The sequence below is a fragment of the Methylobacterium sp. Leaf100 genome (assembly GCF_001422845.1).
GTDB lineage: Bacteria > Pseudomonadota > Alphaproteobacteria > Rhizobiales > Beijerinckiaceae > Methylobacterium.
Window position 1 is genome coordinate 82,241 of sequence record NZ_LMMW01000005.1, and the last position, 14,055, is coordinate 96,295.

Genomic DNA, 14,055 nt, shown 5'->3' on the forward strand with positions numbered 1-14,055 from the left:
TCAAGTCTTCCACGAAAGGTAGCAGATAAAGTTTGTCTTCGCCTAGATCATCCGCCTCCGGGCCGCGCGGCGAACCATGGGGGATCGCGATGCGAACCCGTTCCGGCCATCCCCTCGCGACCGGATGTGCCCCGAAACCCCTGGGCGATCCTTGGCCGGGGCGCCGCAGCAGGGGCGGTCAGACCGTCGACGTGCCGTTCGCCCGCCGGGGCTGCGCCGCGACGTGCGCCCCCGCGCTTTCACCCATCGTCCCGATCCTCTAAGCCGGCGCCGAGGCTCCGGCGCGCGGGGCGGGACGCGAAGGATGCCGATGGACCGCGAGCCGATCGTCTTCACCTGGCGATCCGCGCCGGCGGAACACGGGGCCGCCATCGCCCTCACCCTGGGGCTCGGCGGCCCCCTCGCCCTCCTCGCCCTCCTGTGCCTGCGCGACCTCGTCGGCGTCCTGGTGGCGGCGCCCGACCACGCCGACGCGTTCCTGCGCGTGGCGGCGCTGTTGCCGTGGCGCCCGCCGGGGGAGGGGGCCTTCGTGCTCTTCGCGGGCTGGCCCCTGGCGCCGGCCGAGCGGGTGCGCCTCGCCCTCGTGGTGCTCTCGGGCGCGGCCCTGGCCTCGGCGGCCCTCGGCTGGGGCGTCGCCCGCCTGTGCTTCGTCGCCCAGAGCCGCACGGTGGAGCGCCTCAACGCCCGCGTCACCGAGGCGATCCTGCGCGCGCCCCCCGCCGCCCGCGACGACGCCCGCGCGGTGGCGCAGTCCGTGGGCGATCTCCTCGCCCGCATCGACACCCTGTTCGGCCTCGGCCTTCTCGTGCCCGCCATGGCGCTGGGCACCGCCCTCCTGGCGCTGGGCCTCGCCTGGCTCGCCGCGCCCCGCCTCGTGCCCACGGTCGCCGTGGGGCTGCTGGCCGCCGGCCTCGCCCGCGCGCTGATCCAACGGCGGATGCGGGCGCGCACGGCCCTGCGCCTGCGCTCCGGCGCCACCTTCGAGCGGGCGCTCGCCGACCTGATCCGTCGCATGCCGGCCGTGCGGGCCCACGGCGCTGCCGCCTTCGAGCGCGCCCGCCTCGCCGCCAAGGGACAGGCCGCCCGGACCCATCTGGAGCGCTCGGAATCGGCCCTCGCCTCCGCCCGCGCGCCCTCCATGGCGCTGGGCATCCTCCTGCCCGCCATCGTGGTCGCCGTCGCCCTGTGGCGCGACGGGGCGCCCGTCGCGCCCGGCGCCCTGGTGGCGGCGGGCGGCGGCTTCGCCCTCGCGGTGGTGGCGCTCGCCGTCGCCCTCCACCTGCACACGGTCCACCGCGACCTGCTCGCGACCTTCCGGGGCATCGCCCAGGCCCTGCCGGCCCTCGAGGCCCGCACCCCGCCGCGTCCGGCCCGCGTCGCCGCCTTTCCCGAGGGCGGCGCCCTGAGCGCCCAGGGGGTCGGCGCCTACGATCCGGTGACGGGCGAGCGCCTCGCCGCCGTCGATCTCACCGTCGCGATGCCGGGCCACGTCGCGATCCTGGGCGAGCAGGGCGGCGGGCGGGCGCTCGCCGCCCTGCTCGCGGGCCAGCTCGAACCCACGGCCGGGGCCGTCACCTACGGGGGGACGGACCTGCGGGCCTTCGCGCCCGAGGAGCGCGCCCGGCGCATCGCGCTCGCCGGCGCCGAGGCCATCCTGGTCGAGGGGTCGCTGCGCCAGAACATCCTGTACGGCGCGGCGCCGCTCCACGCCGCCGAGGGCGAGCCCGACGACCTGCGGGCGATCCTCGCCCTCACGGGCCTCGACGCCATTGTGTACGCGCGCGGCCTCGAGGGCACCGTCGATCCGCGGGCCGAGCCCGCCGTCGCCCGTGCGGTGGTGGTCGCCCGCGACGCCGTGCGGGCGGCGCTCGCCGCCGACAAGGCCGGCCGCCTCGTGGAGCCGTTCGACCCCGCCCGCTACAACCACCAGGCCACGGTCGGCGAGAACATCCTGTTCGGCGAGGCCGTGGGACCGGCCTTCGCGCCCGAGCGCATCGCCGCCCATCCGTACCTGCGCGCCGTGCTGGAGGCCGAGGACCTCGTCCGGCCCCTGGCCGAGGTCGGCCTGCAGGTGGCCCGCAGCCTCGGCGAGATCTTTTCGGACTTGCCCGACGACCATCCGCTGTTCGACGCGTTCTCGCTGTTTCCGGCCTCCGAGCGCGGGTTCTTCGAGGATCTCGTCGCGCGCATGCCCGAGGCCAAGGGCTGGCGGCGCGGGCCGGCGGGCCAGCGCGACCGCAAGCGCCTCATCGGCCTGGCGCTGCGCTACAGCGAGACCCGTCACCGCCTCGGCCTCGTCGACGCCGCCTTCGAGGCCCGCATCGTCGCCGCGCGCCATTCCTTCGCCCGGCTGATGCCGCCCTCGCTCCGCGACAGCGTCGAGTTCTACGATCCCGCCACCCTCACGGCCGCCGCGAGCCTGGAGGAGAACATCCTGTTCGGCCGCATCAACGGCGAGGAGGCCGGGGCCGAGGCGCGGGTGCGCGCCCTGGTGCGCCGGGTGCTCGCCGACGAGGGCCTGGAGCCGACGGTCTACCGCCTCGGCCTCGACAGCCGGGTCGAGCCCGGGATGGGCGGCGGCGGCGCGAGTCTCGGCGAGAACGCCATCGGCCCGCGCGAGCGCATCGCCATCGACCTCGCCCGCTGCCTCGTGCGCCGCCCCGACATCGCCGTGGTGGCCATCGCGCTGGAGGACCGCAAGCCCGAAGAGATCCGCCCCCGCCTCGCGGCCCTGCGCGCCGCCCGCGCCGGCCGCGGCCTCATCGTGTGCCTGCCGGACGCCGGCGTGCTCGATGGGGCGGCGCCGTTCGATACCGTGCTGCGGGTGGAACGGAACACCGTGGTGGCGGGGTAGGGAGTACCGGGAAAAAATCCCCCACTTGCGGCCGCAATGGGATGCGATACGCAAGGGAGATTGATCGCACGGCATCCGCGCCGGACGGGTCGCTCCATCCTCGGGCCGCGCATGGTCTTACCCCTTCGACCGTTCCTCTGGGCCGCACTTTTTGCGATGAGCCTCGCTGCGCCCGCCCTCGCCGCCACCGGCAAGGCCTTCGCGCCGATCCCCGCCGCCACCCTGGCGCTGATGCAGGCGCGCGGCACCACCGCCCAGGCGCCCGTGCTGTTTCGCGCCTACAAGAAGGAGAGCGAGATCGAGGTGTGGAAGCGGGCCGGGTCCGGCCGCTTCGTCCACGTGAAGACCTTTCCCATCTGCCGCTGGTCGGGCCAGCTCGGCCCCAAGCGCAAGACCGGCGACCGCCAGACCCCGGAGGGGTTCTACACGGTGCCCCAGCGCCAGATGAACCCGAATTCGAGCTACTACCTCTCCTTCGACGTCGGCTACCCCAACGCCTACGACCGCGCCCACGGCTCCACCGGCTCGGCCGTGATGGTCCACGGCGTGTGTTCGTCCATGGGCTGCTTCGCCATGACGGACGCCGTGGTGGGCGAGATCTACGCCATCGCCCGCGAGGCCTTCGCGGGGGGGCAGGCGGCGTTCCAGTTCCAGTCCTACCCGTTCCGGATGACGGCCCAGAACATGGCCCGGCACCGCACCGACCCGAACATCGACTTCTGGCGCCAGCTCAAGGTCGGCTCCGACCGGTTCGAGGCCCTGGGCGAGGAGCCCGCCGTGAGCGTGGTCGCCGGCCGCTACAGTTTCGCACCGGACCGGGACCCCGTCCGCGAGGCCCGCGTCGCCGCCCACCGGGCCGACGAGGAGGGCCGCATCGCCCAGGCGGTGGAGGATGGGAGTGCGGCCGTGCGCACGACTTATTCCGATGGCGGGCAGCACGCGTTCTGGGCGGCGCACGCCGCGCGGGGCGGGTCGCTGGGCGAGGTCAGCCGGCCCGAGGCCCTGGCCTATGCGGGCTTGGAAGTGGTGACGATCCCGGCCCGCCCCCGCGTGGTCGTCGCCGAGGCCGTGTGGTCGCGCTGGGCCGGGCCGGAGCTGCGCATGGCCTTCGCCCGCACGGCCAACCTGTCGCGGCCGGCCGCGACGGCGCGGTTCGGGCCGCTGCTCACCGCCTATGCGGACGCCCTGCCGCGCTTGGTGCGGGCCAGCCTTGCCGGCACCTTGCCGCCGCCCGAGGGCCTCGCGCGCCTGAATGCGATGGACCGGGACACCGCCGGGCTCGCCCCGCCCGGACATTGGGCCGGCCCCGGTTCTTCGACAACCTCAGGATCTTCGGCCGGTCCGGCGTATCTCGCCCGGCGCTGAAACCGGCGCCCGACCATGTGCGAACCCGCACATCGGTAGTCCGAGGGGCTGCTTACCTCAGACTCGTTCCACTTCAATCCTGGCACACTCTCGGCCGCGACCACCGGCGACCCTACGGTCTCGCAGGTCGAAGGCGGCCCTCGGGCCCGAGGCGGATCGGGGCAATTGGTAAGCGAACCATGACACGCTCGAACGGGTCGCACGCGCAGAACGGGTTCACCCAGCCCGACGACGGCCTCGTTCGATCGGACGAGGGCCTCTCCCTACGCTTCTGGGGCGTGCGCGGTTCCACCCCGGTCAGCGGGCCGGACTACGTCGAATTCGGCGGCAGCACGCCGTGCATGGAGATCCGCTACGGCGAGCGGCTGTTCCTCCTCGACGCGGGCTCGGGCCTGAACGCCTGCGGCCGGCACCACCGGGACGGCCTCTCGGGCGACATCGACCTCTTGTTCAGCCACCTCCACCTCGATCACACGGCCGGGTTGCCGTTCTTCAAGCCCGTGGTGCTCGACGCCGGCCGCACCATCAACACCTGGTGCGGCAACCTCGACGGACAGAGTGCCGCCGCCGCCCTCGACCGGCTGTTCGCCCCGCCGCTGTTTCCCGTGAGCCTCGACGTGCTGCCGTGCCGCTTCGCGCATCACGGCTTCCGCGCCGGCGAGACCCTGGCCTTCGCCGACGGCGCGCAGGTCGACACCATCCTGCTCAACCATCCGCAAGGGTCGGTGGGCTACCGCTTCGATCATGCCGGCCGGCGCCTGTGCATCATCAGCGACATCGAGCATTCCGATCCCTGGCCCGACCCGGCGCTCCTCGAGTTCGTGCGCGGGGCCGACCTCATGGTCTACGACGGCATGTTCACCGAGGGCGAGTACCCGGTCTGCCGGGGCTGGGGCCATTCCACCTGGCAGAAGGGCATGGAGCTCGCCCGCGCCGCCGGCGTCGAGGCCCTGGCGATCATCCACCTTCATCCGTGTCACACGGACGACACCCTGCGCCGCATGGAGGCCGAGATGCAGGCCGTCATGCCGACGAGCTTCATCGCCCGCGAGCGCCAACAGATCGTCCTCCCGCCCCGGCTCGGCCGCGGCGCACCCATCCGCCCGGCCCCCGCCCTCGCGGCCGTCCCGTAGGGCTGGCCGTCCCGCAGGGGGCTTTCCGCCCGTCCCGCGGGGACCTTCCGCCCGTCCCGCGGGGTGGGGCCAACCAGCTCTTCCGGCCCGGATTCACCCCGCCTGCCGCCGCCGCATCCTTTGCCCGCAAAACTTGTCCGGAAGGGGTTGCCAGCCGGAAAGGGAGCTTCTAAACACCGGCTCGCGGCCGGCACGTCTCCTCCGAGACCCACCGGCCCGGCACGCGCCCGTAGCTCAGCTGGATAGAGCACCAGACTACGAATCTGGGGGTCAGAGGTTCGAATCCTTTCGGGCGCGCCAACAACATCGAGCAGCGAGCGAGCCCATGAGGCCGCGTTGCCGACCAAAGCTTCCAACCCGGATATGGAACGCGAGCAACCCCGACGTGCGGCTTGACGCGTCACGGCGTGCGCCAGGCTCGTATCCCGGGCCTTCGGCAGATTGCCCGCTCGGTTCCGTCCTTGATGCTCCATCTGTCCGGAGGCTTGCGTCTGAAGGCTTGTATTCGGAGGCTTGCGCTCGTGGCGATCGGGTTCGCGCGCGACCGCGGGGATGCGCTTGCCGTCGCGGCGGGATCGGCCGCTCCGTTCGGCCGCTGCCGCGTCCCGCGACGGTCGGCTCATCCGGCCGCGGGGGAGGGCCGTAGGCGGGCCATGCAGTAGGCGTCGACGAGCACGCCATCGCGAAAGCTCGCTGCCCGGTGCGTCCCCTCGATCGCGAACCCGAACTTCTTGTAGAGGGCGATCGCCGGCGCGTTGTCGGTGAACACGGTCATTTCGATCCGGGTCACGTTGAGCCACTGCTCCGAGGTGTCGATGATCGCGGCGAGCAGGCGGGAGCCGATCCCGTTCCCGGCGAAATCGGCATGGACGGCGATCCAGAACTCCGCCGCATGCGCCCGCCGCCCGTAGAACGGACGCAGCGCCGCCGCGCCGACGACGCGATCCGACAGATCCGCGACGAGATGGAGGTCCCGCGGAGACCGCGGCTCCGCCCAGGCCTTGACCGTCTCGTACGATTCGTAGGGCAGCGCGAGCGTGCCGAGGCGGAAGGCCGGCTGATTGTAGATCTCGAACAGACCCGGCATGTCGGTGTCGCGCATGGCGCGGAAGCCGACATCCGCGCTGCGCCCGGCGTGTTTCATTTCCGTCATCCCGCCCGTCATCCTCATCCATCCCGTCTCGCGACACGTCCTGCCCGGGGAACGCCCACCCCGGATCGGCGCCGGGCCTTCGACCTCACGACGACCATTCGAAGCGCAGCGTTTCCCGGAACGCGAAGCGCTCGACGTGACGCACGACGACGTCGCGAAAATCGGGGAGCCTGGCCGCGTCCTCGGCCGCGAGCACGATCGTCAGGGTCTCGGCATCGGCACTGAGCCGCGTCTCGCCGAGGGGCAGGACGATCCGGGCGCGGGTGGCGTCGAACTCCGTCTCGAACTTGTGGGACCAGTGCTTGCAGAGTTGCTGCAGGTAGCGGCTCGCATGGGGCGTCCTGACGACGGCGCTGCTCTCGGGCATGGGCTGTTGCTTTCCTGAGGTGGAGGTCGGCTCGCCGGAAGGGCGGGTGGCGTCGCACGGGGCCATGCCCCGGATCACGCGCGGCTGGATCACGCGCGGTTGGATCACTCGGCGACGTGCAGGCGGAACGCCGGTTCGTCGGTGCGGTCGGCGGTGACGTCTCGGACCCGCGACAGGTCGGCCGGCAGAACCGTGAAGCAGGCGCCGCCGAACCATTCGAGGGAGGCCTCGGCATGCGCCGGCAGCGTTTCCAGGAACGGTTCGTAGTCCAGCGCGCCCTCGAACAGGCCGGTCATCCCGTCGCGCCGCCCGGCCGCAGCGTAGACGTTGGCCGGCTCGAAGACCGGGAGGTCCGACCGGTCGCGGATATTCTTCAGGTGATAGTAGTCGATGTGCTCCGCGAGCGTGTCGTGCGCGCGGTAGGGGTCGTCGCCGCCTTCCCAGACATGGAGCGTGTCGAAGTTCACCTTGAGGGCCGGGTGATCGATCTCCTCGAGCAGGCGCACGAGGGACGCCGTGGTGTCGGCCAGGGTGCCGGGATGCGTCTCGACGAGCAGCTTCAGGCCGTGGTCGGCGAGATAGGCGGCCGCCAGCCGCAGGCGGCTCGCGATCTGCGAGCGCTCGTCCGCCGAGGTCGCGGCGCTGCCCTTCGTCCCCGCGAAGGTGCGCAGCCGCGGCGCCCCCCAGTTCCGCGCCAGGCCGCAGAGGTCGGACATGCGTGCGATCAACACCTCCGGGCTCGCGTCGAGGGGCAGGTAGTCGCTCAGCATGGGCACGCGCAGGTCGTAGGCGGCGAGCCATTCGGCATGGTCCCCGGGGCCGAGGTTGCGGGCATGGACCCCCCACAGCTCGATGCCGTCGAAGCCGCTGCCCCGGGCGAAGCGGGCGATCTCGCCCATGGAGAGCAGGTGGTGGCGGAAGGTGATGGTGCAGAGGGAGAGCCTCATGCGAGAAGCCTTTCGCGTACGGGGAGCCTTTCGCGCGAGGACCTTTCGCGCGAGGGGAGCCTTCCGTGAGAGGGGGCGGCCCAGTCCTGGGGGCGGGTGTCCCGCCATGCGTCGTAGGCCGCCGCGAGCTGCCGCTTGATCGCGAATTCCGCGGTGTCGAGGGCGTCGAGCGAGGCCATCACGCCGGGGACGAGGGCCGCGTCCTCGGTCCGGGCGAGCTTCAGGACGTCGTAGTGCAGGGCCGTCAGGCCGTTCACCAGCGCCTCGATCGCGTCGCAGATGCGCTGGAATTCGGCATCCGGCCAGCGCAGGGCGCGCCAGAAGAAGGCGAAGCCGTGCTCGTAGGCCCATTTGCGGATGGTGATGACCGGGAGTTCGCGCAGGGCCACGCCGACATCCGCGAGGGCGAGGCCGCCGCGCGCCTCGGCATGGGCCGAGACGATGGCGCGCACCGCGTCGATCAACGGGTTGGCGTCGGGGCGGAAGCAGGCCGCGAAGAAGGCCGCCAGGTCCGCGTCCGCTGGCGGATGCGCGCGGGCGGGGTCGAACCGGTAGCCGCCCGCGACGCTCGGCTGGCGGATGGCGTTCAGGAGCGTCTCGCGCGCGATGACGCCCTCCCAGCGGAAGTCGGGGTCGCGCACCCGCCACAGCGCGGGGTCCTCGGTGAGCGCCAGCAGGAGGTAGTGCGGGAAGGGGTTCTGGTTGAACTTGTTCTCCCGCTCCGGCAGGTGGAACATGTCGAGCATCACCATGACGCATTCGTCCGGCGCCCGCCGTTCGAGGAGGTCGACGAGGGTGGCGACGTTGGCGTCCTTGGAGGCCGCATGGTCGTACCAGGAGAAGAGCGGCACGCCGTAGAGCCGCTCGAACCAGTAGCGGAACGACTCGTGATCCATGGCGTCCGAGTGGTAGGCGAGCCGGACATCCTCCGTGATGGCGAACTCGGCGTCCCAGATCAGGAAGTAGAACGGCCGGTGATCGATGCCGCGCGCCTTCAGCCCGTCGCAGACGCAGCTGACGAAGCAGTGGATCTTGAGGTCGTCGGGCAGCTCGCCGTGGACGCCCTCCGGCGCCTCCGGCGGCGCGGCGGGGTCCGGGGGCGCCTCAGCCGGCGCGCCCGGGGCGAGGCGCGCGGCGAGATCGGCCACCGTCGAGACGTCCTGCCGGTTCATCGCCGCCTCGGGGATGGACAGCCCGCAGCGCATCTCGAGGGACAGGATGAGCTGAAGCAGCTGGACGGAATCGAGGTAGAGGTCTTCGTTCAACCGCGCCTGCGGCCCGAAGCGGTCGAGGTGGGGATGGTCCATCTCCTCGCGCAGGATGGCGCCGATGGCTTCGACGATATGGTCGCGGGTCATGCCCGGGCCTCCGCGAGGGCGCCGCTGCGGTAGCGCTCGGCCACCTCCCGGCGGGAGATCTTGCCATTGGCCTGGCGCGGGATCGCGCTCACCTGCACCGCCTGGCCCGGCACCTGATGGCCGGCGAGCCAGCGCCGGCACCAATCCTGGAGGTCGCGGGGCGGCACGGGCGCCTCGGCGCTGAACAGCAGCGTCACCCGCTCGCCCGCGAAGGGGTCGGGTCGGGCGAAGGCCACGGCGTCGGTGACGCCCGGCATGGCCATCACCACGTCCTCGACCTCGCCCGGATAGACGTTCAACCCCGACACGTTGATGGTGTCGTCGAGGCGGGACACGAAGACCAGCATGCCGTCGGGCCCCAGATACCCGAGATCGGCCGTGCGGACGGCGCCGCCCTCGCCCTCGACGACGATCTCCGCCGGATGGTCCGCGTCCTCGCCCGCCCGGACGCTGTGATGGGGCAGGGGGCGGCCGATGACGTCGGCTCGGCGCAGGTCGGGGTTCACCGCGATGCAGCCGGTCTCCGAGCAGCCGTATTGCTGGAAGAGGTGCTCGACCCGGGCACGGATGGCGCCGAACCACGGCCCCGGCAGGAGGGTGCCGGAGGTCATGGCCGCGTGGATGCGCTCGCCCTCCGGGAGGAGCCGGCTCAGCGTGTGCAGCAGGGCGGGCGCTGTGTAGAGCAGCGGCCTCTCGATCTCGCGCAGGCGCCGCAGGAGGTATTTCGGGTTGGTGGTGTCGAGGATCACCGGCACCCGGCCGCGGCGCAGGCCGACGAGCAGCCCGCAGATCAGCCCGTACGAATGGGTGATCGGGCAGGCGACGACGGGCGTCATCCCGTCGGGCTCCGGGAAGGCCGCGACGTAGCTCTCGATCTCGCGTTCCACGGCGCTCCAGGCGCGGGCGATGCATTTGGGCTCGCCCGTCGTGCCGGAGCTCATCTGCAGGAGCTGGCCCTCGCCCGGAACCGGGGGCGGGGCGCCCGCCAGAACCTCGCCGTCCAGATTGTCGAGGAACAGGCGGTGGCAGCCGGCCCGTTCGGCGAGCCGCCGCGCGCCCGCATCGGGCAGGGCCGGATGGATCGGCAGCAGGGTCGCGCCACGGCGGCGCGCGGCGAGGATGAAGGCGAGGCACGTGGGCGTGTCGCCGAACCGCGCGGCGACGCGCTCGCCGTCGCCGCCGGTCAGGCCGGCCCGCGCCTCGACGCGCCGGATCGCGGCCTCCATCTCGTCCGCGCCGATGCGGCGTCCGTCGATCTCGATCATGACCTCTCCCGGGGAATCTTGAGGGGCAGACAGCAGGGCGTTGGGCACGCGGCGGCAGCACCGTGCCGGGTCGAGGCCGAGCTTTCGCGACAGCAGGGCCTCGACCCGCAGCCGGGGGGCGTCGACCTGCAGGCGGGCGAGGCGGGCTTCCAAGCCGTGCGCGACGGCGTGGCGGCGCAGGCGAAGGCCGAGGCCGCGCCAGAAGTCCGCCTCGTCGAGCCCGTGCCGCCGGCCCAGGAGGTGGGTGACCTCGCAGAGGCTGAAGACGAACAGGCTGTCGGTGACGAGTTCGGCCAGGACCGGGGCCGCGCGCATGGCGTGGAAGCGGTCGTCCGCCGGACCCGCATGGGCGGGATCGATGGCGCCGAAATCCGGCACGCGGGCGGGGTCGGCCACGAAGTCGACGCCGTACTCGGCGCTCTCGTGGAAGTCGCGCAGGATCACCCGTTCGGGCCACCCGTCGCGATGCACGAGGATCATGTTCTGGCCGTGCGCCTCCACGGCGATGCCGTGCGCCACCAGGAGGTGCCAGACGGGCAGGACCGCGACCTCCACCAGGCGGTCGAGCCAGGCCCGGAGGCCGTGGCGCAGGAGCCAGGGGGCGACGAAGGTGGATCCGTCCGGCTCGCAGGCCATCAGGGCGTTGAACGGCACCGCCGCCTCGCCGGGCGCGAGCCGCGGACTCTCGCGCCACAGGGCGGCGACCTGTCCCGCCAGCGGGCCGTCCCGGTCCGCCAGGGCGGCCGCGTACTCGCGCAGGACGTCCACCCGATAGGGGCCGCGCAGGAGCGGGTCCCCGGCGACGATCGCCGCCAGCCAGTCCGACAGGGCGGGCCCCGTCAGCACGAAATGCGGATCGAGGGTCCGGAGGCTCGACGTGCTGACGACGCTGAGGGCGAGCTTCACGCTGGCGGCGTGCGGATCGTCGAGGTTGTGCAGGGTGCGCAGGGATTGGCTGGCGCCGTAGCGCGCGCCGGCGGCCCCCAGCGCCACGGCGCGGCCCTCCGCCAGCCAGGGCCGCAAGGCCCCGGCTTCGAGGTGGCGCATCTGCCAGGGATGCACGGGCAGGACGGCGTGGGTGGCGAAGGAATGCCCGGCCGCGTGCAGGCGGCGCTCCAGCCGGTCCAGGTCGACGCCGAGTTCGGCGCGCCGGAAGTCGGCCTCCGTGCCCGGGAACCGGAGGGCGACGGCGTCCCGGCGGACGCCCAGCCATTCGAGGCGGAACGGCGCGGCGCCCTCCGGCCCGTAGCGGCGGTGGTCGTCGAGGGTGAAGCCCGTGCGTGTCTTGAAACAGGGATGGTACGGATGGCCTTCCCAGAGCGCCGCGTCGAGGGCGGCGAAGGGCAGGGTGCGGCGGTCCGGAGCGCGAAGGGTCTCGGCGTTCCAGCGGCAGAGCTCGATGGTCTGGCCGAGTTCCGCCAGCAGGCGCATCCGAGGCTCCGGGGCGGCCGGGAGGGCGTCCACCAGGGAGGACAGGTCGGCGGCGCGCCAGGCGCCGTCCGGCCCGGCCGTTTCCAGGGTCGCGGGGACGAGGCGCGGACGGCCGAACGGGCCGAGGACCCCGTCGGCGCGGAACCGGCGCGCGCCGAGGCGCCACGCCAGCCGCCCGGGGGCGTCGCGGCGCGGGGGGCTGAGATCCGGGAGGCCCTCGAACAGCACCGCTTCGGCGAGCTGGCGCAGGACGCGCCCCTCCGGCGGTTCGCGGGACGGGTGAGGCTCAGGAGGCAAGGGCACGGCCCGCCTCGCAGTACGCCGCCGCCCGCGCCCGCAGGGGGTTCGGCATGTCGATGTAGTTGCCGGTTCCGTCGCCCGAGGCGAGTTCGTCGCGGTCCGCCAGGCGGACCCGCAGGTTCGCCTTGGTGCAGAGCGTCGGCCCGTCCAGCACCGAGCGGGCGAAGGCCCGTCCGGCGCCGGTCATGCGGCGCGCCATCGCCTCCAGCCGGCGGGCGAGATCGTCGAGGAGAACGCTTTCGCGGATCGTGCCGTCATGCCCCATGCGGGCGATGACCGAGAAGATCTGGTTGACCACGAGATAGTAGGCGAGGCGCCGGCGGATCTCGTCGTCCGGGAAGTAGAGGGCGGCGATGGCGGCCGTCTCCGGTGCCTGGCGCAGGAGCCGGGGCCGTGCGTCCTCGGACAGGTAGAAGCCCTGGTTGTCGCGGTAGTACCCCCGGCGCGGCCAGCCGGCGGCGACGTCGAGGAGGGCGTTCTGCTGGTGCGCCTCGAGGGCGATGCCGTGGCGGTCGTAGAGGGCGACGACGGGCTCGAGCATGCAGTCCAGGTAGAGGCCGAACCAGGCCCGCGCGGTCCGCGCCCGTTCGTCGGCGCCCCCGGGGGCGAGGCGGCGCAGCAGGGCGTCGAGGCGCGAGGGGCGGCCGGGCAGGGGCTCGGCCGTGAGCGCCGCTAGGGTCGCGACGCCCCGCTCGGCCCCATCACGAAAAGGATTCTCGCGCAGCACCGTCTCGAACCCGCTCTCGTCGCGGCCGGGGCAGTGCAGGGTGAGATAGGCCGGGTCGGACACGATCCGGAAGGTGGGATGGCGCGTTCCGAACCCGTTGCGCGCCAGGAGCCGCGCCATGGCGACGCCGGCCTCGAGCTCGGCGAAGCGGTTCACCCGCAGGGAGTTGGTGAGGGTGACGGGCAGCGAGAACTTGGCCATCCACGGGCTGTCGGGGGCGTAGACCGTCCGCACGGACGAGGTGGCGGTGTAGCGGGGGCCGAACGCACCGAGGCACCGCACCCGGCCCGCCTCCATGAGGGCGGCGATGTCCGGGTCCAGCTTCAGCGCGTCGGCCTGGAGCGGATGCATGGGGAGGGCGATCTCCCCGGCGCGCAGGGGCAGCCGCCCGGCATCGGCGCCGAGGAGTTCGAGGGCGATCTCCGGCGCGGAGCGGGGGGCGGCCGAATCGTGGCGGACCCGTCCGGCCTCGACGGCGAACACGGCGAGCTGGAAGCCGCCGGCCTCCTCGGGCGCATAGACCCGCGCCTGCCAGGTGGAGAGGCCCTGCCGGCTCTTGGGCGTCGGATGCAGCCAGTGGCCGTAGACGAGGGAGCGTTCGGCCCCGATGAAGCTCGTGTCCGTCGTCGCACTCTCGCCGGCCGGCTCCCGGGCGAGGTCGAGTTGGCGCGCCGTCTCGCGATAGCTGTCGAGGACGCGTCCCAGGAGTTCCAGTTCGTGCGCCCGGGCGGACTCGTCCCGGCCCGCATCGACGCGGGCGTAGGCTTCCGCGAGCAAATCCTGGAGCGCCTGCATCGGGGCGACGCGGCGCCAGCGCGGCTCGTGGAGGTGGCGGGTCCAGAGGATGCCGAAGCCCTGGGCGCCGCACAGGGACGGCGACCGGATCTCGGCGCGGATCGCGATGCGCCGGCGGCCCAGGTTCCACTCCACGCACGCGGCGGGCGGCCCGTCGGAGCGGGCGTGACGGACCCGGATGCCGGGGTCGATCTCGCGCAGGTAGCCGTTGGCGAAGCTGCGGAAGGCTGCCGCTTCGGCAACGTGCTGGGACGATGGTGGCATGACGACCGAACCTCGTTCGAGCCCTGGAATGCCGACTGTGCGGCAAAGGACCGGCACTGCATGCCAGGTCATTCGTATTCGATCAGTCGATGTCGG

The 14,055-nt window shown here is 72.9% G+C and carries 9 protein-coding genes and 1 tRNA gene; 4 read left to right on the plus strand and 6 right to left on the minus strand.

Annotated features, from left to right (window positions below):
• Positions 1 to 310 precede the first annotated feature (310 nt).
• The 4 genes from ASF25_RS05590 (at position 311) to ASF25_RS05605 (ending at position 5,652) form a co-directional block, all read left to right on the plus strand.
• Positions 311 to 2,854, plus strand: coding sequence for an ABC transporter transmembrane domain-containing protein (locus tag ASF25_RS05590; RefSeq protein ID WP_056303789.1), 2,544 nt, complete (start codon positions 311 to 313; stop codon positions 2,852 to 2,854).
• Between the two features lie 156 nt (positions 2,855 to 3,010).
• A complete protein-coding gene (locus tag ASF25_RS05595) occupies positions 3,011 to 4,219 on the plus strand; it encodes a murein L,D-transpeptidase family protein (RefSeq protein WP_244472909.1) in 1,209 nt (402 codons plus the stop codon).
• Positions 4,220 to 4,398: 179 nt separating this feature from the next.
• Positions 4,399 to 5,352: an MBL fold metallo-hydrolase gene (locus ASF25_RS05600; RefSeq protein WP_082502503.1), complete on the plus strand. Its 954-nt coding sequence runs from the start codon at positions 4,399 to 4,401 to the stop codon at positions 5,350 to 5,352.
• A gap of 223 nt (positions 5,353 to 5,575) precedes the next feature.
• A tRNA-Arg gene (locus ASF25_RS05605) sits at positions 5,576 to 5,652 on the plus strand.
• Between the two features lie 319 nt (positions 5,653 to 5,971).
• Here ASF25_RS05605 and ASF25_RS05610 read toward each other — a convergent pair.
• The 6 genes from ASF25_RS05610 to ASF25_RS05635 form a co-directional block, all read right to left on the minus strand.
• Positions 5,972 to 6,496 carry a GNAT family N-acetyltransferase gene (locus ASF25_RS05610; protein ID WP_056303838.1) on the minus strand — a complete coding sequence of 175 codons (525 nt, stop codon included), beginning with the start codon at positions 6,494 to 6,496 and terminating at the stop codon, positions 5,972 to 5,974.
• 94 nt (positions 6,497 to 6,590) lie between these two features.
• Positions 6,591 to 6,872, minus strand: coding sequence for a DUF2218 domain-containing protein (locus ASF25_RS05615; protein WP_056176950.1), 282 nt, complete (start codon positions 6,870 to 6,872; stop codon positions 6,591 to 6,593).
• Between the two features lie 104 nt (positions 6,873 to 6,976).
• Positions 6,977 to 7,819, minus strand: coding sequence for a sugar phosphate isomerase/epimerase (locus ASF25_RS05620; RefSeq protein WP_056176418.1), 843 nt, complete (start codon positions 7,817 to 7,819; stop codon positions 6,977 to 6,979).
• Positions 7,816 to 9,177, minus strand: coding sequence for a DUF6005 family protein (locus ASF25_RS05625; protein ID WP_056303791.1), 1,362 nt, complete (start codon positions 9,175 to 9,177; stop codon positions 7,816 to 7,818). Before ASF25_RS05625 ends, ASF25_RS05620 begins: the two co-directional genes overlap by 4 nt.
• Entirely contained in the window at positions 9,174 to 12,176 is a 3,003-nt protein-coding gene (locus ASF25_RS05630) for an IucA/IucC family protein (RefSeq protein ID WP_056303793.1), read from the minus strand. Before ASF25_RS05630 ends, ASF25_RS05625 begins: the two co-directional genes overlap by 4 nt.
• Positions 12,160 to 13,959 (minus strand): IucA/IucC family protein, encoded by a 1,800-nt coding sequence (locus tag ASF25_RS05635; RefSeq protein WP_056303795.1) that lies wholly within the window; start codon positions 13,957 to 13,959, stop codon positions 12,160 to 12,162. Before ASF25_RS05635 ends, ASF25_RS05630 begins: the two co-directional genes overlap by 17 nt.
• Positions 13,960 to 14,055: the final 96 nt, after the last annotated feature.